Origin of the sequence: Shewanella psychrophila (assembly GCF_002005305.1) — a bacterium.
GTDB classification, from domain to species: domain Bacteria; phylum Pseudomonadota; class Gammaproteobacteria; order Enterobacterales; family Shewanellaceae; genus Shewanella; species Shewanella psychrophila.
In genome coordinates, this window is sequence record NZ_CP014782.1 from 2,847,948 (window position 1) to 2,873,238 (window position 25,291).

The following is a 25,291-nucleotide window of genomic DNA, read 5'->3' on the forward strand; positions in this document are numbered from 1 at the left end:
AGCCCTGCTTTAAACAGTCTTTGCATCTTTATGCCTATTCAATTCCAATAGAATAAATGCGATATCACGATAAAATGCTTTAGGTATAAAGTCTTCTCCTGTTCGCATGCTCTTATAAAACGCCCTTGCAAGTCCCTTATGCTCCAAAATCGGAATATTAAGCCCCTCCAATCTTCGTCGCTCTTCCAGTGCAAGTGATTCCGTACTAATCTGTAACACCACAGGGACTTTATCTATCAAACGGTCATAACAAATTGGCACCAAAATATGCGTCGGATTCGCAATCGCAAAGGTTGGACTACGTCCTTTTGTTATAGGAGTGTCCATGACCTCACGCATTTGCCGCTTTCGCTCCGACTTCATTTCCGGTGAACCTTCGGTTTCTTTCATCTCATTTTTCATTTCCGTAAATGTCATTCTATTTTTGCGGTTAAAGTGATAACGCTCAACCATCAAATCTATACATCCAAGACTGACTCCGTACACAAAAAAAAGCATTGAAACCAGCCCGATATATAACATTAAGTTGTAAATGAAATAGGAGGTGTTATTGACTTGCGCCAAGGTATTTAACTCGCTCCCCCCGACATCCGATACATACTTCAAGAGAAACAATAAAAAGATTAGTTCGAGGACCTTACGCAAAGAGCGGGATATAGCCTCAATCCCAAAAATATTTTTAGCCCCCGTCACTGGGCTTATTTTTTCCATTTTAAGGCCCAAAGACTCAGTACTGAATACAGTTTTATTAATCAAGACCCAACTGATAGCCGCCATAATGAGCTTAACCATAAACAAGATGAAGATCCCCCAAGCAATAACCGAATAAAGAATCCCAAAACCAGTTGATATATCGGCATATAACATCACCTCTAACCAATCATTGGCCGATTGAAACACCAGATAAATTGCACCGATAAATACCACTGTAAATACCACTAATTCCATCGTAGGCTCGGCCAATTCAGTTTTAGGAAACTGACCCTTTTTCATTAAATCTTTGAGCTTCTTCTCTGTCGGTGGATACTTTTTAGGTTCAGTAGATTCATTTGACATAGTATTACATCACAACCTGCAGTGGCTCAGAGCTAACGACACAGCTCGGTTCAGCTATATCACCATGGCTACAAACAGAAATCGTCGACACCACTTGCTGAAAGAATGATTTAACAGAATTAATTTCAGTATCATTCACCACTAGAGTTGGCTTACAGCCGTACTGAGTCGTCATACGTATAATTTCCTTACGCAATGAAGATTGCAACTCAATCAAACGATCCAAATCCTCATTTTCCCCCATCACAAAAGTTTCGATACACTCCGTTAATTCAGGGGTGAGCAGTGCAACATAAATTTGTCCATCGCAGTTCATCAATCGTGATGTGATCTCGTAGCGAGCTTGGTTCCTGATGCGATTCAGCCAGTTTTTAGGTTCGTTATCTATTCGAGACCAATAGATCAGAGCCTCAAAGAATGTCACTCTATCAAGATAAAACTCTCTGGCACGTATCATCTCTTTAATGACATCATGTACACGATTCAAACCGAGCGCAGCATCTATCTCGTTCTTCATTACTTCACTTTGGCTCGCAAGTCCGTCAATAATATTGCTGGTGTATTGGAGGTTATACTTTTCAATAAGGCACTTATTTAAAAAGTATTCCACTATTGTGGCAATACTTTGAGTCGACGCATCACTAATAAAGACTTCGTCTCCTAGTACTTCGATCAATTCTAAAGAGCTTTCCTGAGAAAAGGAGTAGATGCAAATACCTGAGATATACACTTCAATGTCACACTCCAGATCCCTCTCTATGATTATTGAAGGCGTCCCTAACGCTTGGCCCCAAAGTGTTTGCTCAATACGATGAAGACTAGTATCAACTAAGGTTTGATGCTGAGGCTCTCGTAACACCATTTTCAAGGACTCATAAAGGCCACTTCCTGCAGCCACTGTACTCGTCACTTTCTTTGGCTGGCCGTGTATTCGCCAAAGTAGACATGCTATCAGTGCACACATAAGAAACAGAATCACGCACACAAACAATAGGCTAGGACGGGCTAAACCGAGTACGAATATAAAACAACCAATAACCAAGAGGCTTTTCCAAAAGCTGCTAACCTGCTTTGCCATCTGTCCCATAAATGAGCCAGAATCCTCCTCTCCTTTGATGCGTGTTAAGTAAACGCCACAAGCGATTGAAAGCAGTAAACTTGGTATTTGTGATACCAAACCATCGCCTATTGTCAGTACGGAAAAACGATTAATACTCTCAGATAAAGTGAGATCAAACTGATTGACCCCAACATAAATACCGCCAAAAAGATTTACTAAACTAATTAAAATACCGGCTATAGAGTCGCCTTTTACAAACTTCATCGCCCCATCGAGTGAACCAAAAAGTTTATTCTCGGTATTGAGGTCTGCACGCATTTTCTGTGCCTGATCACCTGTTATCAAACCGCTTTTCAGATCGCCATCTATACTCATTTGCTTGCCAGGCAAGGCGTCAAGAGAAAATCGAGCGCCCACTTCCGCTACCCTTTCACCACCTTTTGTCACAACTAAAAACTGAACAATAGTGATGATAATGAAGATCAACAAGCCTGAAATAAGATTGCCACCCATCACGAACTCACCCACAGTCTCAATGACGTCACCAACATCCTCGTTAGCAATGATATTTCGCGTTGTAGCAATAGAAAGTAATAATCGGAACGTCGTCAACAGCAAGACTACCGTTGGCAAGAATGTCACCTTAAGGGGCTGATCATTCTCTAACATGATAACTAAAAGCAACACCGAGCTAGTAAAGCTAATTAATATAAAAATATCAATTAGCCCCCCTGGTAGAGTGAATAGAATAATCGTTGGCAGCATAAGTGCGATGATGATACTGCTAGGATTAAACATGAACAGATTACGACGAAAATACTTAATCATATGCTGTCCAAACTACGACCTAGCTCTTCGACGATAGATAGAGTATCTATGCTGACCAGGTTATCCTCACTTTCAATCGTTAGCACGACTCCCCCATTTTCAAACACTTGCTCAACAGACAAAGTGTTATCTTCGTCATCTATTGCTTTATGGAGTAAATCGATAAGATGACCTATCACTGCCTCATTTAAGCTAAGTGAGGGTAGGCGTGATTTGACCTTAGTAGCTATCGTACTTTTCAACTCATCTTTTAACGTATTTAAGCTATGGTATTGCGCTGCAACAAGTTCAGTGAGCTGTTGATTTGCCTTTTCAAACCAAAGAGCCTGATTGACCATTAATTTATCTTCCATCTCATTATGCAAATCAGCCACATGAAGGTTGAGCGCTTGCTCCTTCTCTTCAATAAGATGCACAACTTGTTCTTCAACTAGCTGTTGATATTGCTCAACCCTCTCTTCCAAAGCCGAAAGCAAGGATTTAGCCTCGGTGTAAATGAGGACATCAGACTTCTTTATCACATTTGAATGCCGCTCTTTCTTAAATAGAATCTGTGGGATAGTTCTCTGGTCTGAATTAATTTCTATGTACAAGGCATACCTCATTCTGGTTTCGAAATAATCATACTCAATCCTGAAACGGCACAACAAAAGAAAAAAAAAGACTAAACCTGAACTCTTATGATTTAGTCTTTTTTCAATGATTTATGAATCTTTTACTGAATGGCTTACTGACTGGATGATGAAGAAAAAGATAGTGAAACCAAGTTATCTATTTTTACTGGAGGGACGTACATTATTAAACTTCCATTATCCCTTGCTAGTTTGTTTAAATGACTATTAGTTTTGAAATCCAATCCTGCCATTTCCTTATAATTTGGCAGGCGATGTTTAGGTATAATCTGGAGACGTTCCTTTACCCTCTCCCTGACATTATTCATTGGACCAACCAAGTAATTCTGACCACGCATGCTCACCGCCCCTTGGCTCAATAGCACCTTCGTATTCAAACTTTGCAGATACGCGTTAAGATCGTTTTTCCGCCACTCCTTAAATTCAAACGAATCTGTTTTTCCTCTAAGCCATTCTGGTATAGGTCGCCATGAGCCCATAAATGTTCCTGCTTCGGGACGATCTAGGAACTTAGGTACTTTATACTGAATATGCCCACCATTCTTCCCTATAAACCTAGACCCTATTTTATCCAAGTCGACTTTATTCTTCCCTTCAGCGAGCCCACTATCAGATGTTATGTCATTTTTAGTAGTATTGTCTGGCGTCACCTTCCTCTGCTCACCAGTCTGTACCTGTCTAGTCGCCCCCCTATTGCCGACATTAGTTTGTCCGCCCATATGCGTAGTCATACTGCCAATATTATATCTTAGCCCTTGACTGTAATTACTCCCCATTTGTGCCCCATTAGTCAGGCTAACGGGAGCAGGTATCGGCCCACCCCGTTTTATGTCAGTCTGAATCTTGGCAGCTTGAGTCTCAGTCGGAGCAACTGTTGCTACAGTATCAGTCTCAATCTGACTGCCGATGGCCTGCTCCGTATTGCTGCCTTTTCTCTTGTGAGTACTGTCAAGGTTATATCTTGGCCCGGGACTGTAATTACTGCCTGTTTGTGCACCATTAGTCAGGCTAACAGATGCAGGTATCGGCACTTTCCATTTTTTCCCAGTATAAACTTTAATTGCTTGGGTCTCTGTCGGAACACCTGTTACTACTGTATCAGTCTCAACCTGATTACCGATGGCCTGCTCCGTATTGCTGCCTTTTCTCTTGTGAGTACTGTCAAGGTTATATCTTGGCCCGGGACTGTAATTACTGCCCGCTTGTGCGCCATTAGTCAGGCTAACAGATACAGGTATCGGCACTTTCCATTTTTTTCCAGTATAAACTTTAGCTGCTTGGGTCTCTGTCGGAACACCTGTTGCTACAGTATCAGTCACACCCTTGGCAGCTTGCGTCTCTGTCGAGATCAAAGCATAAGCAGTGACACCATCTCTTCCAACGATATCCACCATTTGTACATCAGCGGTCCCCCCTCCTTCACGAAGAAAATGAGACAAACCGGCTAAGTTAGGATCGGAAGAGTTTTGATGCTTTAACCTCAGATCCTCCAATCGCTTTTCACTGACATGTGGCAACGTCTTATCAACCTTCACCTGATTTATATCGGTAAAAGAGTTACTCGCACGATCAATCAATGAAACATTGGTTGTTTGCGTCCCTTCATCAGCCCTCGACTCAGCTGGAGTATTCACCATGTCCTCTGTTTCAGAGTTCGCGAGTCCGCCACCTTGATCGTCTAGAAAGATATACCAACTGTTATAATTGTTGGTATTAAAACAATGATTAAATGTATTTCCTCTCCCCCCTACATCAGTCACATCAGTCACATCTTCCGATTCATGTGTTGGTTCAGTCGGCGCAGGTGCATTAAATAAATGTTTGGGTGGCAAAACTGGCTTATCTTCATGTTTAGGTGACTCTGACTCTGATTTTTTCTTTTCTTTATCCCCTACAACAAACTCAGAGCCTCCATACATAGTTATCGCTGATGCATTGCCATACATGATTACAAATACTGTAGGTAATAAGCTAAGCCCACCAGTAAAAGGGGCTAATACGGCACCAAGAGTAACCGCTCCGGCAATAGACGCTAAGTGAACCTTTGCCTTCTTATCGTTGCTTACTCTATTGGATTTTTTACTGCTTTTTTTACTCTGTCTTGATTCAGTTCCTCCTGTTCCTAAGATAGTCGGAACAGAGGTTATCCCATCCGGAGATTGTGGTTCTACAGCTCCTAATATTGGAGTAGTTGCCTCCAACAAAGAAGCTGACCGAGTCAGCTTGCCTCGGGGAGTTTCATTACCTAAACTCGATTGGCTGGGGAGGGAGACACTTCGAGTTAATCCAGGAGTAGATACCATATTAAAACCTCATATTTTCAAATAAATTAATGGCGAAGTGCCTAACTTCATCTTCTAAATAGTCTTGCTCTACAATAGTGAACGTGAGAAATCCATCGACGCGAATAAACATGCCTTTTGTCATAATTTCAAACTGTAAAATCATCTCTATTACCGTTTCTAAATTGCCGAGGTGGACTAGCTGAAAAAAAGGCACAATAGGAAGTAACAGATGATCCGGGTAGTCTCTGAAAATAACCTTTTCGTTTTGTTCAAGCCGTTGCAGAAATCGTTCAACACCATCTAATGATATGGACTTCATCTACTTTGGAAAAACCAAAACAAGTTCATCTGCACTCAAGCCTCTTATTTCATCAAGGCTAAGCATGGTTTCGAAGGGGGTAATAGTCGATGTCAATGCCAAGGTTTGCGGCAATAAAGTTGAACGAGCCTGTAAACTATCGAAATCAATTTCTAATGTCTCCATTTTCAAAAAGGCCGCTACACTAATCCCTCCCATAAGGATCTGGCAGGCTATCAACAAAGGTTGATCCTGTTTGTTCATATCAAGGTACTGCTTTAACTCAACGCCATACTGACCCAACGCTTGAGTTATCACATATGAAAGGTAATCATGATCAAGGTGCTTTATTTTCAAACCTAACAATCTTTCAGCTTCAGCCAAGGGAACATAAACTTCAGCTTCAACCCCCAAATGACTTAAACTTAACTGGATGAAATCTTGCTGCCGACTTGACCTGTATTGCACAGCCCCCATTTCGATAGAAATAACCTGATTATTAAAATACTGCCCGGCCAATCCATTGATAATCAGCTTCATTTCCTCGCTAATCTCATATCTTGGAATAAAGATAATGCTCTGTTTATTCATGGTTCCCTCATCGATTTCTAGATAAAAGTGCTAATACATCTCTACTCATCTGAAAATCTACATCATCAATCCAATCCTGTACCCCGGCTGGCGTCCGACAAACAAAATCATAGAGCTGTTGATAAGCATCTTTCGAAGTCACAGCTTCGAAATCAGCACTTTGTACTAGCGTCAAAATAAAGGTGATTTTATGAAATTGGCTATCCAATATGCCTTCCACCACGATCGCCTTAACCGTTGCCTCAGAATAATCTCGTAACATAGAAAACCAATCAATGACGGCTTGCTTGTCGACATAAATTTCTACATCAGACAATCGGTTCCAGCTAAGGCGTTCCGATTTTGCTTTCAATAATTGATAAGGATCCAGTGATTGCCCCTGCAAATGACAATGAGCAATGCGACTCGATCGGTTATTTGTGGCCATTGTTATCTAACTCTTGTTCAGCTGACTTTCGCTTATCGTAACGACGGCATAACACCAAAATTGACAACAAGCCATCCAGATTATGCTCGTAAGCAAGAAGCTGTTGCACTGTCTGACTATCGACATTCATATCCTCTGTCAACTGAAACTCATCAATGTGTTTTTTAAGTAATTTTCGCAATGCCCTAGGGTATAGATGCTCACAAACTCTGGCCGCGTTCAGGATCCAACGTTGAGCATCATTCAATGACTCTATGTCGAGTAAGCTGTCAGAAAAACCTTGCCAATTACGCAATGCCTTGAGTTGATAGCTGTTTAGCTGTTTAGCAAATTGACCTTGCTGCTGAAAAGTTAAAGGCTTACGTTCAACACGAAACAGACGAGGATACTTTTTGGCTCGCTTATCCGGTTGACTTACCTCTTTGACACGACGAGGCTTAAAATCCTCACGAGTTTGCTGACCCCGCGTCACCTCCGACACTCTTTCTGTACGTTGTGGTATAGCCAAGGATATAGGTCGCAGCATCGTCAATCAGAGCGAGATAAGCTCGCTCTGCCCTTAGTTTTATCGGTTAGTTACCAGACTAGCTCTTGCCACAGCATCAAGGATCTCATTCAACTTCACACCTTCAGCAGTCAGATCTTGAATGTATTGATCAAGCTGTGCATCGAACTTCTCTTTCAAGTCTTTGCTGGCTTGCAACTCTTCTTGCCCTTTCACCTGTTCAGCATTTTGAATCTCATTAGCATTGCCAACCATACCATCGGCCATTCCACCCATCTGAGTGACAGAGTTATATTTAGCGGTACGCTGTTGCTGGAGACTTGCAGTGTATTTATTGAGTTCTTTCGACGTTAAATCAGACACTTTTGGAGACTTATCAAGGTTAGTGATTTTGCCTGATTCTAGATCAGTCACTTTTAATAACTTAACCCCTCCAGTATCTGCCGCCCCATTACCCGACATTTTAGATAAATGTTTATCTGTCAGAGTCTTAGTTTGTCCAATACGCACGGTAGCTCCCGTGGTCATCGCCATATTAACCACAGATGACGCTAAGGAAATACCAAAACGCAACTTGGCATCATTAGATTTATCCTGTGCTAGCATAGTAGCAAGAGCCGATGTGGCAACGGCTTCACCAATACGGTTTTTCATGACTTGAGCACGAACCTCCCTAGACGACGCGATAATTTGCGACAAGAGCGCAAGCAAATCACTCATTGATACAGTACCTTTATTGACCTCCGTCAATGAACTATCATAGGAGTTCCATGTTTTCTTATCTGCTGGATTAGACTGAGAAAATGAGGCAGTCTCTTCAGTCATTATCGATTGAGATGACTGTGCATTTATTGAAATTGAGTTCATAAATTTACTTCCTCTTACATATTGATTGATATAATCTTGTCGTTAAATTCACGCTGGTCACTATTAACTTTAAATAGTGATTCAAAAGCATGACTCACTGCCCGCAACGCTTGACTAAGCATCATCAATATTTGTTGGATTCGAGTAGCTAACTCTTCTTGTTCCGCTTGCGCAATTTCAAGATCTTTGGTGATATCTGCAGACTTAATCCCGTAGCCACTACTCACAACAGAAGTCAAATTTGAGCCAACTGAGCTTGCCTGACCGATTTGAGCTGTCAGCTTTTCGCCACCGACAGCAAAGGATTTTAGTTTATCGAGTAATGGCTCAATGAACTTCATGATCTTATTGACCGTATTTTGAATTTTGGTCGATAATGTGGTAAATGATTTGAATGTATTAAGGGCATCAACAGCTTTATCAACCAAATTAGCCACTTTAGCAGCACCACTTGCCGCAGCTTTACTGGCACTTGCCAGGAAGTTCCCTGGATTAAAACTGACCACCATACCGATAATGCCGATGGCAATCTCCAACCCCATAGACACATATCCTCGAATTTCTTCTGAAACACCGGCAGCTTGCAGAATCTTATCGACGATTTTAGGGAGCACAATCGCAGCAATCATAACGCCTATCATCACTGCAGCCATCACAGGGTTAAACGGTGCCATTACTATCGCAGCAAGAAAGCCAAATGCCATGGCAATCTTGCCCCAAATCCCCTGACTTTTTTGGGCTTGTTTCTGCTCTTCGATTTGCGCCATTCGTTCATTAAGCGAATCAATTTGTGTGTTTTTTTGGAGTTCAATCAGCGTTTTTTTAGCTTCAGAGTTCTCTTTTCCTGTACCTGAAAATGCGCTTGCCGCCAATTTCATACTCTCTTGCACCATACGCCAGAGCTGACTGTTGGACACTCCTACCGCACTACCAGGTAGCGGTTGATTCGGCTTGGGCTGTTGTTCAGCTTGGGCTTCATTACTTTGACGCAGAACGCTCAGGCTCGGGTCTTCGGCTGTGCTGACAATGCTTGGCACAGTAATGGCACTCATGAATGTACTCATCTTAATTTCCTTTCATGTGATAATACTGGGAATTGGTGCACTCATATTATTGATACACCATAACTCTCGCGACGCGAGCGGCATGGCCCCCAGCGTTACCATGCCCTTCTATTTTGTCCCGAGATCTTAAATCTGGGGCTATTTAGATGTTGCGGGCTATGGCCATCTGTTCATCACGACTGATTTGAATCCAGTACTTAAGAGTTTGCTGAATCATCTTTACCTGATCGCCAATACGATTAACTTCCTTTATGTCATCGTCAGTTAGTTCACGTGGTGGAAAATCGGTATACATATTTTTAAAGTAAGCTGCATCCAACCCGGTACCAAACCAATCAATCACAGTGTGACCATTTTGAGTGACTTCACGCCAACCTTCATTATCCGCTTCACCATCATTTTTAAATAAAAAGTCCATCGCATCTGTATAGTCAGTACCCGGAGTATTATTGATGATGTAGGCATCTAATTCACCCACTGACGCCGTTAAAAACATCTCGATGGTATCTTGTGTAACGTCTGGATACTGGTCCAAATACGCGGCCATCAATGCCATACGTAACATGGAGATAGGCCTGCACTGTTTGGATAATTAGCATCACCAACAAAACCACCTTGCTTATCGAAATTATTCCTATATTGCTGTTCCAGGGACGCTGGTGCCCCTTGTTCAACTTTCATATAAGTTAAAATGTCATGACATAGGCTCCCATCTGGTGCACTCGCTAACATAAAATTGAAAATGTCAGCTGTCTCATTTGCAAACTGAGTTCCGTCCCAACCTTCATGATACCCATGTGAGCCAGATCCAGTGCTTTCCAAATAATGCATCATCTTAGCTTCCATACCAGGAGGTAGATCTGCGTATTCCGAGGAGTGTGAGATGTAATCCATGATTGCTAATTGAAATAAGTCCTCTAGTTCACTACCACTGACTCCATCTTTAATGAAACCATCAAACATCACCCGCATAGCGCTCTCGAACATAGGCAAGCCACCATTAGTCCAACCTTGAATAACCTCTAATTGCTTACCATAGGCTTCGATACTTCCAGCCAAAGCTAACGCTATTGCACTCTCAGCATTTTGGCTAACCATAGCCATTACCACTTGCTTTTGTTGCGCCGCAACCATAAGCAAGGTGCTAACATCTACTGGCTCGGCTTCAAACGTGGCAAGAGGTTTATCTGCCTTAGCGAGCATCAAACCCGCTTTATTTGTGGCAATTTGCTCCGCTGACTTTATGTCTGATTTGTCTAAACCAGACTGGACTTGCCACAGGGGCTGAGCTATCGAAACTCCAGACATACTCATAGCAACACTCCTTCAAATAATTATATATTTCTAGCGATGGCCATTTGTTCATCACGACAGATTTGAATCCAATATTTAAGGGTCTGCTGAAGCATCTTCACCTGATCGCCTATTCGATTTACTTCTTTTAATTCTTCATCAGTCAGTGCTCGTTGGGGGAAGTTGGTATAAAGGCTAACAAGATCATTAATATTAATGCCATCTCCCTTCCAATCCACTTGACTTGTATGCCCCCCAGGATAGTTATACCCCTCCTGTAACTGCCAATTGGTTGAATCACAAAACCACGATAATGTTGTCAACGGTCCCAATGAGCCCGGGCCAAAGGTTTTATTGATGTAATTATCTATATCGGCAACGGATCCATTCAGAATAAGTTCAACCTCTTCCTGAGTCATAGTCGAATGTTGACTCAGAGATTCACTCAGAATAAAGAGGCGCAGCATAGGACTAAAATCACTGGCACCACTATCCCACCATCCATAATCTTGATAGTAATTATTTTCAATTTGTCCACACAGTTCATTAGCACCACCAGCCGCTTCTAGACCATCCATGGCTTGATCGAGTAATGACCCTTCCGGAATATTGCCGTTCGACAAGATACCCTCATATAATTTACGAGTAACATCGGCTAACTCCTTTGGAGTATCATAATTGGCTTCATGTAAGCCATGACTGCCACTTCCCGTACTCTCCAAAATATGGCTAATATCTTCCTTATTCTTTTCATACCAATCCGTAAGACCATATTTCTCGGGATTTATCATGACCTCTAGTAAAGCGATCTGGAATACATCCTCTAGCTCTTCAGGCTGTATTCCCCCTTCTTCGAGATCTGCCAGCATCAGCCACAATGCAGACTCAAACATAGCAACACCACCATTTGTCCATCCCTGTATCACTTCAAGTTGTTTACCATAAGCTTCGATACTTCCAGCCAAAGCTAATGCTATTGCACTCTCAGAGTTTTGGCTGACCATGGCTGCTACTAACTGCTTTTGATGTGTAGCAATAGCGGCAAGCACCTGAGTTGGTTCCGTATCATTTGGAGTAAATGGAAGAATCTGAGCTAAATTGACCTCTTCTTTAGTGGCTAATTCAATAAGCTTATTACTCTCCTCAAATTTAGCCTTTCCAACCTCTAATTGATTTGAACTCCCCTTTTCCACATTATCTACACCTGCTAATGACCATGAGTGAACTGGTATCATTTGTTGAACCTCTAATTAAAGTAAATACCATTCTAATAACAGCCACAGTACTGAAACAAACTTTTAACTTGTTGAGTTGCATTCCACTTATTATAAATATGGATGTAACTGTTTTTTAAGGTAGTCATACCGGTCCAAATAAAAACCGTTTAAATTATTTTCTTTGACGATTATTAATGTGACACTTGCCTGTGTATATTCTTTCAATTTATAATGACAAAGTGAAATATTAAGAATGGTCTCATCCAAATCATTAGTTGGAAATGTTTTCAGTATATTCAATATTTCCAATGCTTTTTTAAACTGGCCTTTCTCTAAAAGAATCGCCGCCAGACTACCTGGCCCTCGATGATCATATGGATTCAAGCCAATATAGGCAGAGAATATAATTTCAGCTTCCTTAAATTGGAAGTTATTGTAGAAGCTCACACCTAATTCATAAATTGATTTTATTTGAGTTATTGTGATTTTCTTTGACTTACGCATCATCGCAATATCTTGCTCGATCACAGTACCCTTAAGCAGTTCAAAAAAATCCTCACAAGCCTCACCGGGTTTTATAGCTTTTTTTTTCATGTTTCCTCAATCCAAGTTAAGTCGAAAATGTTACCCCACGTTAAGATTTATATTGGCACCCTTGGTCACTTGCGAAATTAATCCCCCCAACCGGGCAGGAAATCGCACAACCAGCGCAGAGTCAGGCAGTGACACACCGAGTCTCATAGACCAGATAATGGCGTGACGTGGATTGTGTTCCGCCAGTAACATAAGTCCTAACTGTTCTAAACATATAGATCTAGTACGATTAGAATCCAGACCAATTCCCAGAGTGTTAGACCAAAGATATAGCCTCTGTTCAAGACTCTTCTTGCTCAATAGCCAAGACCTATCACTGGCGTAATATTTTAATGTTTGATACATAACAATATTGCCTAAAATACTCGCAGCATTAGAAATATCAGACCGTCTTGGTGTAAACCAAATTTTCACCTCTCTCTCAGTCAAAGATGTAAGAACTCGATATTCATCTTCACTGAGTCGACGTTTTACCAACAAATAATGTAGATAGGTTTGGTACAACTTTTTATATTTCTTCATTTCCGATATTCTGAAAAAAGTAACTTACAGTTAATGTATCTAAGTCTGAAACCAGTCCATTCAAAAAACGCTCAATATTCAATTTATTTCTCGGTTCAATTTCATCGAAGCTCAAAATAAGTACTGACACTCGCTTAGTTTTATCCCCAGTAACAACCACACTCGTACGCAATACGTTGGGAATAACACTCAACTTATTGTATATGACTCGACTTTCAAGTAAGTTCCCCTTTACCATTTCTAACTTACTTAAACTGGCAAATTTAGACTCTAAAAGATCATTTAGATCTTCTCGTTCAAAATAAAAATTAAATTTGGTTAGTACCTGCCTCGCCTTTACTAAGTTCTCTTTACTGACAGAGACAAGATAATGCTCTTTAGTAACAGATAATGTTGCGGAAACCTGATATCGACCAAGTAAAACAATAACCTTATTGGCAAAATCAGCAGATTCGAAACTTGCCACCTCTAAATTACCTTGATCATTACATCCACAAAGCATAAAAAGCACTATCCAGAACAGTCTCTTCATTACTGCGCCTTCATAACATCATTAATTGCCGTAGCAGACTTAGAGGCTATTTTTGTGACTGTCTCTTGGTACATGCTGTAATGAAATACAGATTGCTGTAAGGCCAGAGTGTCTTGTAAAGAAATAGTGTTTCCACCTTCATTTATCTTCTGTAAATCATCCATGATTTCTTGAAACCCCTCACCTATGTTGTTGTAGGTATCTTCAAGCACTGAGGGCTGAATTGCTTGCACGTTAAGATCTGCCATTACTTAAGCTGTTCTCTAAGCTATTAAAAGTTCCGTGGCGATATTAGGACAGTCAACATCGGCAAGCAAATGGATAAACTTGAATCATTGTGAAAACTTACGAAATGAAAAGTTAAAAGTTAATTTCAATAACTTAATGTGACATTGAAATTTAATTCCGAGGGTAGACAATTTATTTCACTTAACATTATTTCAGACTTTTTGGAGATTTTGTTATTTCAGATTATCGAAATCAACCTGCATATTCGCGCGCCAGTTTTACATTAATTTCTATAATAGCGCTCACTAAAACAAGTACTTTTCCTCGTTAATTCAGGTATTGCATGTTTACTTCTGGTTGGCGCAGCGGTATCCCCTTACTTTCGATGTTCAATTCACTCAACTGCAATTTATTCAAGCCATGCTGAGCGGTTCAGGTCTAATCGATTTGAATACCTTGATTGTGGATTATACAAGCGTCAATCGGGGTGAGCAGATAATACAATGTCATCCCTACTTCACTTACTTCACTTCAGTTAAAAATACTAATCCCCTCTATGTACTAGTATTTATACCAAGCAAATATCAAAGCTTGTGAGGTAAGTTCATGAACCCAGCTCAAAATTCGCCAACCGAAGAACAGGGATTCAATGATGATTTCTTAGGCCACCCTAAGGGGCTATATGTCTGCTTCGCTACCGAGATGTGGGAGCGATTCTCCTTCTACGGCATGAAGTATCTACTGCTGCTTTATCTGACTAAATATCATCTGTTCTCCGACGGTGCCGGACTCGAAGTATTAGGCTCCTATGCGGGCCTGGTCTATTCACTTCCTGTTATAGGAGGCCTATTAGCCGACAGGTATTTAGGTATGCGCAAGGCGGTTATCTTTGGCGGGATTCTCCTGTGCATGGGGCACTTTTTGATGGCGGTAGAAGGACACCAAGCAATGCAGTATTCGGCGGGTAGCCAACTACTGGCCGATATCACCCTCAATGATGGTAGCGTGATACTCACTGGCACAGTGCTATCCGAAACTATCCAGATACGGGATCTAGCAGCCCTCAATGTCTTTTATCTGGCTCTGGCATTGATCGTCGTGGGTGTCGGCTTCCTCAAGCCAAATATCTCTACCATAGTCGGTCAGCTCTATGATAAAGACGACCCTCGTCGAGAATCCGGCTTCACCATCTTTTATATGGGGATTAATATCGGCGCCTTCGCTGCGACGATAATCTGTGTCTATCTGGGGGAAACCTTCGGCTGGGGATACGGTTTCGGCGCTGCCGGAGTCGGTATGTTGATAGGCTTATTTACCTTCCTCAAGGGACAGAAATACCTCAGAGGCTTGGCAGAGCCGGACAATCCACAGCGCCTTAGTGAAAAGGTGCTAGGCATGCTAAGCCGAGAGCACCTCATCTATCTTGCCGCCCTCCTCAGCTTGTCGATGTTCTGGTTGATAATTCAACATGAGCCAGTGGTCTTCGCCGCCCAACAAATATTACTACTGGTTTCTGGCGTCGGCCTGATTGGCTATGCAGTCTTAAGAGGCACCAAGGAGGAAATGCACCAGATGGTTGTCTTGATGGTGCTTATCGGCTCAACCATTGTATTTTGGGCCTTGTTTGAACAAGCGGCAGGCTCCATGACTCTGTACGCCGATCGCGTGGTAGACAGAAACCTGGGGGGCATAGAGATAGCCGCGGGGCAATTTGGTTCCCTCAATGCAGGCTTTATAATGCTGCTGGCACTCCCCTTCGCCGCATTATGGGTTTGGCTGGATAAACATAAGTTAAACCCCAATATTCCGGTCAAATTTGGCCTGGGTATCATTCAGGCTGGATTGGGCTTTGGCGCCCTTGTCATAGGTGCTTCGTATCCTAACGAGGCCGGACAAATCAGCCTCTGGTGGCTGGTGCTGGCATACCTGCTCCATACCACAGGTGAGCTTTGCCTATCACCAGTAGGCCTGTCGGCCGTGACTAAACTGGCCATCCATCGAGTCGTCGGTCTGTCCATGGGGGTCTGGTTTCTGGCCACCGCTCTATCAGAAACCGTCGCCATGCGATTAGGCCAACTGGCCGCCATAGACACCTCCGATCCCCAAAGCATGGACATAAGTCAGGCCGCCACCATTTACACTCAGCTATTCGAGTTCTTAATGTGGACAGGCATAGGCTTTGGGGTATTTATGCTACTCATCTCTCCTATCTTGAAGAAATACATGCATGGGGTACGATAATCAACACACAAGCTCTACCGGCTCCCAAAACCGTTACTGTGAGTAGACTTATGTGAAAGTTTTATTTCAGAAATCGATTCACATAAAAATAATAAACCAATATTCAATAAGTTAACGATCACTCCATAGATACCTCTCTACGAGGTTCAATTAAATGCTTAAGTGGGGGCTTACAAGTTCTGATCTGTGTACTAGTATTTTCTACGACCAGCACAATACAGGGGACGTTTAAGTCTGGCTATCCTGACTCCGACAATAGGAGTTTTCAAAAGGTAGCCTATTAATATGAAATATAAGGAAATATATTCATGTTTAAATATGTATTAGTCGCACTCGCCGCGAATCTATGTGTCACGACTCAAGCCTACGCTAAACCTCAACAAACCACGTTAACTCCGATTATCATTGCAGATACAGTGACAAAAACGATGTCGCTGAGCCCCAAAATAAATTCACTCTCAGCAGCACCTATCCCTAACGATATCCGTATCACACGAAGCGGCTCTGCTTTTATCAAGGTTCATTTCAGCTACTTCAGCCTGCCAACCGGGGCCTACGTGACAGTAAGCACACCCGATGGCAAGGAAAGCTATAGCTACGATGGGCAGACACATAAAACCGCTACCTTCGACAGAAATAAAGGAGAAAATGGTCTCAGTCAATTCTCAGCCATGTCAGTGTTTGGGGATACCGCCATAGTCACCTTAGTCATGCCTGCTGGCCGGGTATGGGAGTCACATCACGGTATCAAAATTGACAACTTCAATGCCGGTCACAGTGAAACCTATGATGACCAGAGCCAGTCTGTCCCCCTCATTGATGTCATCACCCCCCAGTCCACTTGTGGCGTCAATGAACGCCGTGACGTGGCCTGCTGGCAGTCTACTCACTCGGTTGAGTATGAGCGAAGTCGACCGGTTGCTAGACTATTAATGGCTGGCAGCGGGCTGTGTACTGGCTGGCGTGTGAGCAACGACAATCGTATGTTTACCAACAACCATTGCCTCTCAACCCAAGGAAAGCTTGAAAATACCGAGATATGGTTCAACTATCAGCGCAGTAACTGTGGCGGCTCTAGTAATGTCGCAACCATCAAGGTCACGGGACGGGAGCTACTCCAGACTGACTATGATCTGGATTATTCCCTATTTACGGTGAATAACTTTGCCGATATTACCCAATTTGGTAACTTCGGCCTGGAGCCCAGAGCTCCCAGTCTAGGAGAGACCATTTACATTGCCCAGCACGGTGCCGGAAACCCAAAAGAGCTAGCTATAGAAAGTGATCAAAATTCAGGCGGCCTATGCCAGATAGATACTGCTAGTGCCAATGGCCGGGCAGCAGGTTCCGATGCCGGTTATTTCTGTGACACTACCGGTGGCTCGTCGGGTTCTCCAGTCATCGTCCGTAGCTCCAAACAAGGTCATAGCTTTGCACCATTTTGGCGGCTGTGAGAATCAAGGGGTACGTATTGATAAGATATGGCCTCAGGTTTCGGCTCACTTCGGTGATGTAGTTCCAGATGGTGATGCCGGACCGATTCAGAATAGGCCTCCCGTGGCACAAATTGACGCCACTTGCAGCGATTTAAGCTGCAGCCTGAATGGTATAGGTTCCAGCGACGATAACGATGCCATCGTCGACTACTCCTGGGACATGGGCGACGGAACTCAACTGAATGGAATATCTGTTCAGCATCATTATGCCGCTACAGGCAGTTATACCCTGACACTCACAGTAACCGACGACCAAGGGCTTAACCACGCCACGAGTCTACAACTGATTGTCACAGATAGCGGTACAGGTAATGAGTTGCATGCGGGGATTCCCGTCTCAAACCTAACGGCAAAAAAAGATGAGGAACTAAGCTATTTCATTAGTACAGATGAGAATAATCGCGAAATCCTGATTAACATCACAGGCGGCACAGGTGATGCCGATCTTTATGTGAAATCAGGGGCAGAGCCGAACAAAAATGATTATGATTGCCGTCCCTATATCGGCGGTAATAATGAGCAGTGTCGGATCTTGATGGGCACTCCGGGCAAGGTCTATGTGAAATTAATTGCCTACAGTGACTTTGCCGGCGTGGAGCTCCTTGCCACTATTAAAGCGAATATGCCAGATGATTTTCCTCATACAGACCTCAGTGCAGACAAAGGAAGCTGGCTGAATTTTAGTTACACTGTTCCACAAGGGGTGACTCAACTAGTGATCAACGCTAGCGGCGGGATCGGGGATGCGGATCTCTATGTCAAGAAAGGAGCTGCGCCATCTCAGACCGACTATGACTGTCGTCCATATCAATCTGCCAATGATGAGTCATGCTCACTCACCGTCAGCCAGGATGAGCAGCTGCATATCGGCTTACGAGCCTACCAGAGCTTTTCCGGAGTCAGCTTAGACATTAACTAAATCTGGGTTCATAAATGGCCAAGATCGAAAAAAGGTTTCCGGCTAAGCCAGAAACCTTTTTAATTATATAACGTTAACTAAAGCTAAGCCGTCAGATTTTAACAAATCTAAACTAAGGTCACCTTGGCAAACTTACGTTTACCTACCTGGAAGATACCGCTCGTACCAGCAGTTAGCTGTAGGCGTGTATCTTCAATTTTTTCGCCATCGATCTTGGCTGCGCCTTGCTTGATCATACGCATTGCATCAGAAGTCGACTTAACAAAGCCTAACTCTTTAAGCAGATTAGCGATGGCAATACCTTCACCCACACTCAGCTCAATCTCTTCGATATCATCGGGAACCGCCCCTTTTTGAAAGCGATTGATAAATTCCTGATGAGCCGCTTCTGCCGCAGCGTCATCATGAAAGCGAGCAATGATCTCTTTCGCCAAGGCAATCTTGATATCACGAGGGTTTGCCCCGGCTTCGATATCGGCCTTAAACTGCTCAATTTCGCCAAGAGGACGGAATGACAACAGCTCGAAGTAGCGCCACATGAGTACATCAGAGATAGACATAATCTTGCCGAACATCTCACCAGCTGGCTCACTCACACCGATATAGTTATGAGCAGACTTAGACATCTTCTTCACGCCATCAAGGCCTTCAAGAAGCGGCATCATGATAACCGTCTGAGGCTTTTGCCCTTCAGATTTCTGTAACTCGCGTCCCATCAGCAAGTTAAACTTCTGATCGGTACCGCCGAGCTCAACATCGGCTTCTAATGCTACCGAGTCATAACCCTGTAGCAAGGGATACATAAACTCGTGAATAGCAATCGACTGACCCGAAGCATAACGCTTCTTAAAATCATCACGCTCCATCATACGAGCTACGGTTTGCTTCGAGGCAAGACGTATCATGCCAGCTGCACCAAGAGGCTCCAACCAGGTCGAATTGAACTCTATGCGCGTCTTGGCCGGGTCTAAAATTTTGTAAACCTGTTGCTTATAGGTTTCTGCGTTAGCGAGTACTTGCTCGCGAGTCAGCGGAGGACGAGTGCTATTCTTACCACTCGGATCGCCAACCATACCAGTGAAGTCACCTATCAAGAAGATCACTTCGTGACCTAGTTCCTGAAAAGTACGCATCTTATTTAAGATCACAGTGTGACCAAGATGAATATCAGGCGCGGTTGGATCGGCTCCAAGCTTAATACGTAAGGGACGCCCCTCTTTCAATTTTGCCAGCAGATCCGCCTCGAGTAATATCTCATCGGTACCGCGTTTAATCTCTGCTATTGCTTGGTCTAAATCAGCCATCTCGCCAACTACTCCTAGGAGCTCATTCAAAAATAAAGAGTCATGTTACTTGTTAGCCAGCACAATTGAAAGTGTGTACACTAAGGGGATCACTATAAGCAAAAAAATTGCGACTGAGCTCAACAGGAAAATGTTCGATGGGAAAGGTTATAACGCTCTTAAAATTACTACCGAAAGTACACCAAATACTCTTGTGTTTCTTAGTGTTAGTAACCTTAATCATAATTATTTTACCTTCCAGCGATACCGATGCATCTAATGATGCAAACTCTCGTCTTTCCGGTAGCATAGACCTAGGCAATGGTGACAGAAGTGCCGACTCGAATATAAGTGCCGATAAATTAGAACAGCTGAAGACTCCACTCTCATTCCGTACGCCGACACCACCAGCCGATCTGCCGCAAAATATTGCCGACTCAAATCTCCAGAACACTCCCCGGGCTGAAAGCTCCATCGATGAATTAAAGAATCAGCAAGCCCGAAAGAAACACGTTAAACATTTCAAAGTAGAGAGCGGTGATACCTTAGCCGCCCTGTTTAATCGTGCAGGGTTAAGCTCACGGGATGTCTATGAGATAACTCAACTACCGGCAGCGAAGAAAAACCTGCTGAGAATAATACCTGGCGAAGAGATCATCATAGTGAAAGATGACGCCGACGAACTCTTGCAACTGAGTTACCATATCAACCCCATTTCTACTCTGGTCATAGATAAAGATGACAAGGGCTATTCCGAACACATTTCACAAAAGAAAGTTGAGAGCCGTAATAAATTTGCCAGCGCGACGATTAGCAATAACTTCTGGAATGCTGGCGTGAGCGCAGGATTAACCCCAAATCAGATCATGCAGCTAGCGACGATTTTTGGTTGGGACATCGATTTTGCCCTGGACATCAGACTGGGAGATAACTTTGCCATCATCTTCGAAGAGGAATATGCCGACGGTGAGTTCCTCAGAAATGGCAATATTTTAGCCGCAGAATTTAGTAACCAGGGCGATCGTTACACAGCGGTGCGATACACAGATGGTAACTATTATTCAGAAGATGGACGTAGCATGCGTAAAGCCTTCCTGCGCTCTCCCGTCGATTTCAAATATGTCAGTTCAAGCTTCAACCCTAGGCGCTTACATCCAGTCACTGGTCAGGTCAGAGCCCATAGAGGCGTTGATTATGTGGCTGCAGTCGGAACACCGATTAAAGCTGCAGGTAAGGGACGAGTGATAAAATCAGCTTACAACCAATACAATGGTAACTATGTCTTTATCAAACATAACGACACCTATACCACTAAATATTTGCACCTGAAGAAGCGTAAGGTAAGACAAGGAGAGACTGTTAAACAGGGACAGATCATTGGTACCCTCGGCTCAACTGGTCGTGTCACAGGTGCACATCTGCACTATGAATTTATCGTCAATGGTACACACAGAAACCCTAGAACGGTCAAACTACCTAAATCATTACCCATAGCCAACACAGAAAAATCCAAGTTTTTGGCTCTAAGTAAGCAGATCATGGCTAAACTTCAACAGAACAAGCAGGTCCAGCTAGCCTCTACAATAAACTAAACGCTAAAAGCCCTTAGCCTGGCTTCCTGAAATAACTTACATTCCCAGGCTATTGTTCGATAGATTATGGAATATATGCAATGAACAAAGACTACTATATTGGCTTGATGTCAGGTACTAGCATGGATGGTGTCGATGCTGTCTTAGTCGACTTTAACGAGCGACAACCAAAACTTGTGGCGAAACATAGTGAAACGATTCCAAAACATACCTTAAATGGTTTGCAGCGCCTCTGTTTGCCTGGAAATGATGAAATCAACCTGCTTGGACAACTCGATCGCAGTGTCGGGCAGTTATTTGCTACGGCCGTCAACGCCTTATTAGCCAAAGCTGCTGTTGAAAAAGAGCAAGTGATTGCCATAGGTAGTCATGGACAGACTGTCAGACATATGCCCAATCTGGATATGGGATTTACCCTGCAAATTGGTGATCCCAACACCATAGCGGTAGCTACTGGTATCGATGTAATTGCCGATTTCAGACGTAAAGACATCGCCTTAGGCGGACAAGGTGCCCCCTTAGTGCCAGCCTTTCATCAAGAGATATTTGCCACTACAGACACACCTAAGGTCATTCTCAATATCGGCGGGATCTCCAACATCACTTACCTGCCTGCGGTTAAGGACAACCAAGAGGTGATAGGCTTCGATACGGGTCCGGGTAATACGCTAATCGATGCCTGGTGCCAACAGGCATTACAGCAACCCTATGACAAGGACGGTACCTGGGCTGCTAGCGGGAGTACAGATGAAAAGCTGCTCAAGCACTTACTGTCTCATTCCTACTTCTCTCAAGCATTCCCTAAAAGCACAGGACGAGAGCTGTTCAACCAAGCTTGGCTTGAACAGCAGACAGCGGCATTTGGTTATCTTAACGAAGCCGATATTCAGTCAACTTTGCTCGATGTAACCTGTCATAGCATAGCCAAGGATACATTAGCCTTATCTGATAGCGGAGAACTGTTTGTCTGCGGCGGCGGCGCATTCAACGGTGAGATGATGCGACGCCTAGCTAAGCTATTGCCAAGGTATACCTTGAGTACCACATCTAAGCTGGGGATAGATCCACAATGGGTCGAAGGCATCGCCTTTGCCTGGCTTGCCATGCGGTTCCACACTAGACAGTCTGGAAACCTCCCCGCTGTCACAGGAGCAAGCCGAAAGGCCGTATTAGGCTCACTATTTCCAGCGGCCTAAAAAGGCATAGCCGAGTGCTACTTTAATTAAAATAATACCTAGCCTAAGTAGCGCTAATCCTTTGCGGGTGCCATTCAATTCAGTGTAGTAACTTATGATCGAGTAACATCACATCCCGTTTAGAGTATTCTGACAAAGTCATCAGCACTCTATGCTCGCTCGGCACATAACTCATCGAACCGAAGGGATGCAGGCTATTCGGCGGTAGTTTTAATATTGGTGTGATAAGATCTGTATTGAAACTCCAAAAGTTAATCAGCTGATATTTTGAGTGAACGTCTCTAAAATAAACACCTTTACCTGTTACCACCCAATTGTAATCTTCATCAAAATCATCAACTGATATGAGTTCTCTAATTTCATCGCTCTTGCTTAAATCTAAAGTCCATAGTCCTTTCTTTCCAACCAGCGTAAAAATCAACTTGTTCCCATCGATAAGTTTACTTAAACGTATATGTAGTGGCGTGACATTTGACGGTAACTTGTTAGACAATGAAAAAGCCATTAAGCCATCATCAGTCGAAGACAGTACCACTTCATCATTAGCTCCCCAGGTTGGTCGTCTATGATCTAAGTAACTTGAAGCAAGTATGCTAACCCCATCATTTTCCAAATCGAGTACATGCACCTTATTGCCTTCATTTTTATCATCTGGCGCCAAGAATGCAATTTTACTGCCATCTCTTGACCAACTTGGATAGGCAACACGACGTTTAAGATCTGTGTGTTGCCTTCTATTCGTTCCATTAACATCGGAGGTCCAAATCTCATTATTACCGGTCTCATTAGAAACATAAACAATACGCTTATTCACTCTGGAGTAATCTGGATTACGGTAACTAAATTCTGCATTAGATAAGGGGAATATCGTAGACGGAATAGCCTGGTCCAGAGCTAAATATGCTACCTTGAAGTCCTTCACATAATTAGAAAAAACTAATTTAGTGTCATTGGGTGCAAACTTTGGATAACTAAAGCCAGGGACAGATAAATTTGTCAGCTCTTTAGAGTAAATATCTATGAGGTAACCCGATCTAGTACTCGAGTTTTCAGTACTAAAGACTAACTTATTGCTATCAGGGTGCCAACTTAACCCTCGAATATCCTCTAGACCTTGGGTTAATCGAATTTCATTTCCTGTTGACCTATCCCTGATAAAAATATCTTCAGATATATTCCCAAAACGTCTAGAGATCGCTAGCCAACGCCCATCAGGACTAAATGCCACATCACGATCTCGGTAATCACAATTCATAGAACAAGAGATCCTTTGAGGTACACTCTTCTTCGTTAAGTCAAGTTGGTACAAACCACTATATTCTTCTGAATCCCCCTTCCAGATATAGATAAGTGAGCTACCATCAGTTGAAATATCCAAGGCTGAACTTGTGTTATAACAAGATGTAAGATTCACCACTTCATGACTGTCGAGTCTCAATAAAGACATGTAACATTCGCCACTTTTAACGTCCCTGCTCGGATAAATCAAAGCCTTACCATCGGGAGTCCAAATTGCACGCAATTCAGACGTTTCTTTATGAGTGAGTCGTTTAGGAGTGTTGGTTGGCGTTTGAAGGTCTTTAAGATATAAGTTTTTTCCTTTTCCATAAACCAACCAACGCCCATCCGGCGAAAGAGCTGGATAAAGTTCGGCCCCTGCAGCTCTAGTTAACTGAAGTAGCTCAGTTTTTTTTAACTGCTTATTATCTTGATAAAGATGGAAAAAAATAGCGATAGTTATAACAAACAAGGAAAAAATAACTACAACTCTTCCCTTCCTAAGTTGATGTGAAAGACGCTGTACTTTTGCCTGCTCTATTTCCAAGACTTCTGGTTGAGAGACTAAATCGGCTGGTGAGAACTCAGGCTCAATTAACAGTCTGTAGCCTGTCTTTCTTACCGTTTCTATTGCTGGTGTTCTAGAGTCATTTTGCTGACAAACCAGAGGATTGAGTTGCTTTCTTAGATGCCATATGGCGTTGGTTAATGCCTTAGTTCCCACATAAACGTTGCCCTCCCAAATATTTTCGATCAACTCTTCCCGAGTCACCACGTTGGGATACTTTCTGGCAAGGTAACTTAACAACTCAATAAACTTAGGCTGCAATGAGATTTTATCGCTAGATAGTTCCTGATTATCTGCAATATTCACAGCACAACCTTTGAAGTTCAGGCTATTGTCGCTTGGCGTTATTACACAGCCTGCTAACGTAAATATGGCTTCTTTTTTTATCTCTATCATGATCCCCCCGCAAACAACCGAATCGTATTCTTTGACTATTTATGCATCACCTCACTTGAGTGGTGATTATCTCGGCCTCAAATAAGTTTACAGGTTTTAAACATATGATCACAAGTTAATTCAGCACATCAAAACTAGAGGTAAGAAACTAATAATAAAAGAAATAGATATTAAATAGATATATAAACAAGGTATAAACGACACATAAGCGATTGCCCAAAGCCAACATTTTATTTACAAATAACTCCAGCTAACATCTTACGAGATTGTGAATTGCTAATCGACAGCATAATCCCTAAAAAACTAGGTTCTAATCTAATTGG

24 protein-coding genes are annotated in these 25,291 nt (G+C 42.8%); 5 read left to right on the forward strand and 19 right to left on the reverse strand.

The features are described from left to right. Window positions 1–9: 9 nt before the first annotated feature. From sps_RS12265 to sctI, 17 genes are all read right to left on the reverse strand, one after another. Window positions 10–1,056 carry an EscU/YscU/HrcU family type III secretion system export apparatus switch protein gene (locus sps_RS12265; RefSeq protein WP_077752792.1) on the reverse strand — a complete coding sequence of 349 codons (1,047 nt, stop codon included), beginning with the start codon at window positions 1,054–1,056 and terminating at the stop codon, window positions 10–12. 4 nt (window positions 1,057–1,060) lie between these two features. Next, window positions 1,061–2,944 carry an FHIPEP family type III secretion protein gene (locus tag sps_RS12270; protein ID WP_077752793.1) on the reverse strand — a complete coding sequence of 628 codons (1,884 nt, stop codon included), beginning with the start codon at window positions 2,942–2,944 and terminating at the stop codon, window positions 1,061–1,063. Further along, entirely contained in the window at window positions 2,941–3,537 is a 597-nt protein-coding gene (locus sps_RS12275; protein WP_077755663.1) for a hypothetical protein, read from the reverse strand. The genes sps_RS12270 and sps_RS12275 overlap by 4 nt, the downstream gene beginning before the upstream one ends. Window positions 3,538–3,671: 134 nt before the next feature. Then, window positions 3,672–5,879, reverse strand: coding sequence for a hypothetical protein (locus tag sps_RS12280; RefSeq protein WP_077752794.1), 2,208 nt, complete (start codon window positions 5,877–5,879; stop codon window positions 3,672–3,674). A gap of 1 nt (window position 5,880) precedes the next feature. After that, window positions 5,881–6,180, reverse strand: a complete 300-nt coding sequence (locus tag sps_RS12285; RefSeq protein WP_077752795.1) for a hypothetical protein — start codon at window positions 6,178–6,180, stop codon at window positions 5,881–5,883. Next, window positions 6,181–6,750 carry a hypothetical protein gene (locus tag sps_RS12290; protein ID WP_077752796.1) on the reverse strand — a complete coding sequence of 190 codons (570 nt, stop codon included), beginning with the start codon at window positions 6,748–6,750 and terminating at the stop codon, window positions 6,181–6,183. Window positions 6,751–6,757: 7 nt separating this feature from the next. Next, on the reverse strand, window positions 6,758–7,177 hold the full coding sequence (locus sps_RS12295) for a hypothetical protein (RefSeq protein WP_077752797.1): 420 nt from the start codon (window positions 7,175–7,177) through the stop codon (window positions 6,758–6,760). After that, a complete protein-coding gene (locus tag sps_RS12300) occupies window positions 7,164–7,649 on the reverse strand; it encodes a hypothetical protein (protein WP_237158063.1) in 486 nt (161 codons plus the stop codon). Before sps_RS12300 ends, sps_RS12295 begins: the two co-directional genes overlap by 14 nt. Window positions 7,650–7,742: 93 nt before the next feature. Next, complete coding sequence (locus sps_RS12305) at window positions 7,743–8,549, reverse strand: type III secretion system protein (RefSeq protein WP_077752799.1); 807 nt, start codon at window positions 8,547–8,549, stop codon at window positions 7,743–7,745. 14 nt (window positions 8,550–8,563) lie between these two features. After that, window positions 8,564–9,613 (reverse strand): VspD, encoded by a 1,050-nt coding sequence (locus sps_RS12310; RefSeq protein ID WP_077752800.1) that lies wholly within the window; start codon window positions 9,611–9,613, stop codon window positions 8,564–8,566. Window positions 9,614–9,755: 142 nt separating this feature from the next. Further along, entirely contained in the window at window positions 9,756–10,178 is a 423-nt protein-coding gene (locus sps_RS28810) for a hypothetical protein (protein ID WP_237158064.1), read from the reverse strand. Continuing rightward, window positions 10,160–10,927, reverse strand: coding sequence for a hypothetical protein (locus tag sps_RS28815; protein ID WP_237158065.1), 768 nt, complete (start codon window positions 10,925–10,927; stop codon window positions 10,160–10,162). Before sps_RS28815 ends, sps_RS28810 begins: the two co-directional genes overlap by 19 nt. Window positions 10,928–10,947: 20 nt before the next feature. Further along, entirely contained in the window at window positions 10,948–12,141 is a 1,194-nt protein-coding gene (locus sps_RS12320) for a hypothetical protein (protein ID WP_077752801.1), read from the reverse strand. 90 nt (window positions 12,142–12,231) lie between these two features. Continuing rightward, window positions 12,232–12,717 (reverse strand): tetratricopeptide repeat protein, encoded by a 486-nt coding sequence (locus tag sps_RS12325; RefSeq protein WP_077752802.1) that lies wholly within the window; start codon window positions 12,715–12,717, stop codon window positions 12,232–12,234. A 30-nt stretch (window positions 12,718–12,747) separates the two neighbouring features. Further along, the gene (locus sps_RS12330) at window positions 12,748–13,131 is read right to left on the reverse strand and encodes a regulator (RefSeq protein WP_149027268.1); all 384 of its coding nucleotides are present in this window, start codon (window positions 13,129–13,131) and stop codon (window positions 12,748–12,750) included. 94 nt (window positions 13,132–13,225) lie between these two features. Further along, window positions 13,226–13,771, reverse strand: a complete 546-nt coding sequence (locus sps_RS12335; protein WP_077752804.1) for a type III secretion protein — start codon at window positions 13,769–13,771, stop codon at window positions 13,226–13,228. Beyond that, complete coding sequence (gene sctI / locus sps_RS12340) at window positions 13,771–14,019, reverse strand: type III secretion system inner rod subunit SctI (RefSeq protein ID WP_077752805.1); 249 nt, start codon at window positions 14,017–14,019, stop codon at window positions 13,771–13,773. Before sctI ends, sps_RS12335 begins: the two co-directional genes overlap by 1 nt. A 586-nt stretch (window positions 14,020–14,605) precedes the next feature. Between sctI and sps_RS12345 the strand changes: the two genes are divergently transcribed. The 3 genes from sps_RS12345 (at window position 14,606) to sps_RS12355 (ending at window position 18,655) form a co-directional block, all read left to right on the forward strand. Next, window positions 14,606–16,240, forward strand: a complete 1,635-nt coding sequence (locus tag sps_RS12345; RefSeq protein ID WP_077752806.1) for a peptide MFS transporter — start codon at window positions 14,606–14,608, stop codon at window positions 16,238–16,240. A gap of 308 nt (window positions 16,241–16,548) precedes the next feature. Then, window positions 16,549–17,694, forward strand: coding sequence for a trypsin-like serine peptidase (locus tag sps_RS12350; protein ID WP_077752807.1), 1,146 nt, complete (start codon window positions 16,549–16,551; stop codon window positions 17,692–17,694). Continuing rightward, window positions 17,672–18,655 (forward strand): pre-peptidase C-terminal domain-containing protein, encoded by a 984-nt coding sequence (locus tag sps_RS12355; protein ID WP_237158066.1) that lies wholly within the window; start codon window positions 17,672–17,674, stop codon window positions 18,653–18,655. The genes sps_RS12350 and sps_RS12355 overlap by 23 nt, the downstream gene beginning before the upstream one ends. 107 nt (window positions 18,656–18,762) lie before the next feature. Here the strand turns inward: sps_RS12355 and tyrS are convergent, their stop codons facing one another. After that, window positions 18,763–19,959 (reverse strand): tyrosine--tRNA ligase, encoded by a 1,197-nt coding sequence (tyrS, locus tag sps_RS12360; protein WP_077752809.1) that lies wholly within the window; start codon window positions 19,957–19,959, stop codon window positions 18,763–18,765. 137 nt (window positions 19,960–20,096) lie between these two features. Between tyrS and sps_RS12365 the strand changes: the two genes are divergently transcribed. Both sps_RS12365 and sps_RS12370 read left to right on the forward strand, forming a co-directional pair. Continuing rightward, window positions 20,097–21,530, forward strand: coding sequence for a peptidoglycan DD-metalloendopeptidase family protein (locus tag sps_RS12365; RefSeq protein WP_077752810.1), 1,434 nt, complete (start codon window positions 20,097–20,099; stop codon window positions 21,528–21,530). Between the two features lie 80 nt (window positions 21,531–21,610). Next, on the forward strand, window positions 21,611–22,726 hold the full coding sequence (locus tag sps_RS12370; RefSeq protein WP_077752811.1) for an anhydro-N-acetylmuramic acid kinase: 1,116 nt from the start codon (window positions 21,611–21,613) through the stop codon (window positions 22,724–22,726). 79 nt (window positions 22,727–22,805) lie between these two features. On the opposite strand, the gene sps_RS12375 is transcribed toward sps_RS12370, so the two are convergent. Continuing rightward, window positions 22,806–24,968: a winged helix-turn-helix domain-containing protein gene (locus sps_RS12375; protein ID WP_077752812.1), complete on the reverse strand. Its 2,163-nt coding sequence runs from the start codon at window positions 24,966–24,968 to the stop codon at window positions 22,806–22,808. Window positions 24,969–25,291: the final 323 nt, after the last annotated feature.

Excerpts from the sequence above, each read along its gene's own strand:
- sps_RS12265 (WP_077752792.1), bottom strand. The coding sequence starts at position 1,056 with ATGTCAAATGAATCTACTGAACCTAAAAAGTATCCACCGACAGAGAAG.
- sps_RS12270 (WP_077752793.1), bottom strand. The coding sequence starts at position 2,944 with ATGATTAAGTATTTTCGTCGTAATCTGTTCATGTTTAATCCTAGCAGT.
- sps_RS12280 (WP_077752794.1), bottom strand. The coding sequence starts at position 5,879 with ATGGTATCTACTCCTGGATTAACTCGAAGTGTCTCCCTCCCCAGCCAA.
- sps_RS12285 (WP_077752795.1), bottom strand. The coding sequence starts at position 6,180 with ATGAAGTCCATATCATTAGATGGTGTTGAACGATTTCTGCAACGGCTT.
- sps_RS12290 (WP_077752796.1), bottom strand. The coding sequence starts at position 6,750 with ATGAATAAACAGAGCATTATCTTTATTCCAAGATATGAGATTAGCGAG.
- sps_RS12295 (WP_077752797.1), bottom strand. The coding sequence starts at position 7,177 with ATGGCCACAAATAACCGATCGAGTCGCATTGCTCATTGTCATTTGCAG.
- sps_RS12305 (WP_077752799.1), bottom strand. The coding sequence starts at position 8,549 with ATGAACTCAATTTCAATAAATGCACAGTCATCTCAATCGATAATGACT.
- sps_RS12310 (WP_077752800.1), bottom strand. The coding sequence starts at position 9,613 with ATGAGTACATTCATGAGTGCCATTACTGTGCCAAGCATTGTCAGCACA.
- sps_RS28810 (WP_237158064.1), bottom strand. The coding sequence starts at position 10,178 with ATGTTACGTATGGCATTGATGGCCGCGTATTTGGACCAGTATCCAGAC.
- sps_RS28815 (WP_237158065.1), bottom strand. The coding sequence starts at position 10,927 with ATGAGTATGTCTGGAGTTTCGATAGCTCAGCCCCTGTGGCAAGTCCAG.
- sps_RS12320 (WP_077752801.1), bottom strand. The coding sequence starts at position 12,141 with ATGATACCAGTTCACTCATGGTCATTAGCAGGTGTAGATAATGTGGAA.
- sps_RS12325 (WP_077752802.1), bottom strand. The coding sequence starts at position 12,717 with ATGAAAAAAAAAGCTATAAAACCCGGTGAGGCTTGTGAGGATTTTTTT.
- sps_RS12335 (WP_077752804.1), bottom strand. The coding sequence starts at position 13,771 with ATGAAGAGACTGTTCTGGATAGTGCTTTTTATGCTTTGTGGATGTAAT.
- sctI (WP_077752805.1), bottom strand. The coding sequence starts at position 14,019 with ATGGCAGATCTTAACGTGCAAGCAATTCAGCCCTCAGTGCTTGAAGAT.
- sps_RS12345 (WP_077752806.1), top strand. The coding sequence starts at position 14,606 with ATGAACCCAGCTCAAAATTCGCCAACCGAAGAACAGGGATTCAATGAT.
- sps_RS12350 (WP_077752807.1), top strand. The coding sequence starts at position 16,549 with ATGTTTAAATATGTATTAGTCGCACTCGCCGCGAATCTATGTGTCACG.
- tyrS (WP_077752809.1), bottom strand. The coding sequence starts at position 19,959 with ATGGCTGATTTAGACCAAGCAATAGCAGAGATTAAACGCGGTACCGAT.
- sps_RS12365 (WP_077752810.1), top strand. The coding sequence starts at position 20,097 with ATGGGAAAGGTTATAACGCTCTTAAAATTACTACCGAAAGTACACCAA.
- sps_RS12370 (WP_077752811.1), top strand. The coding sequence starts at position 21,611 with ATGAACAAAGACTACTATATTGGCTTGATGTCAGGTACTAGCATGGAT.
- sps_RS12375 (WP_077752812.1), bottom strand. The coding sequence starts at position 24,968 with ATGATAGAGATAAAAAAAGAAGCCATATTTACGTTAGCAGGCTGTGTA.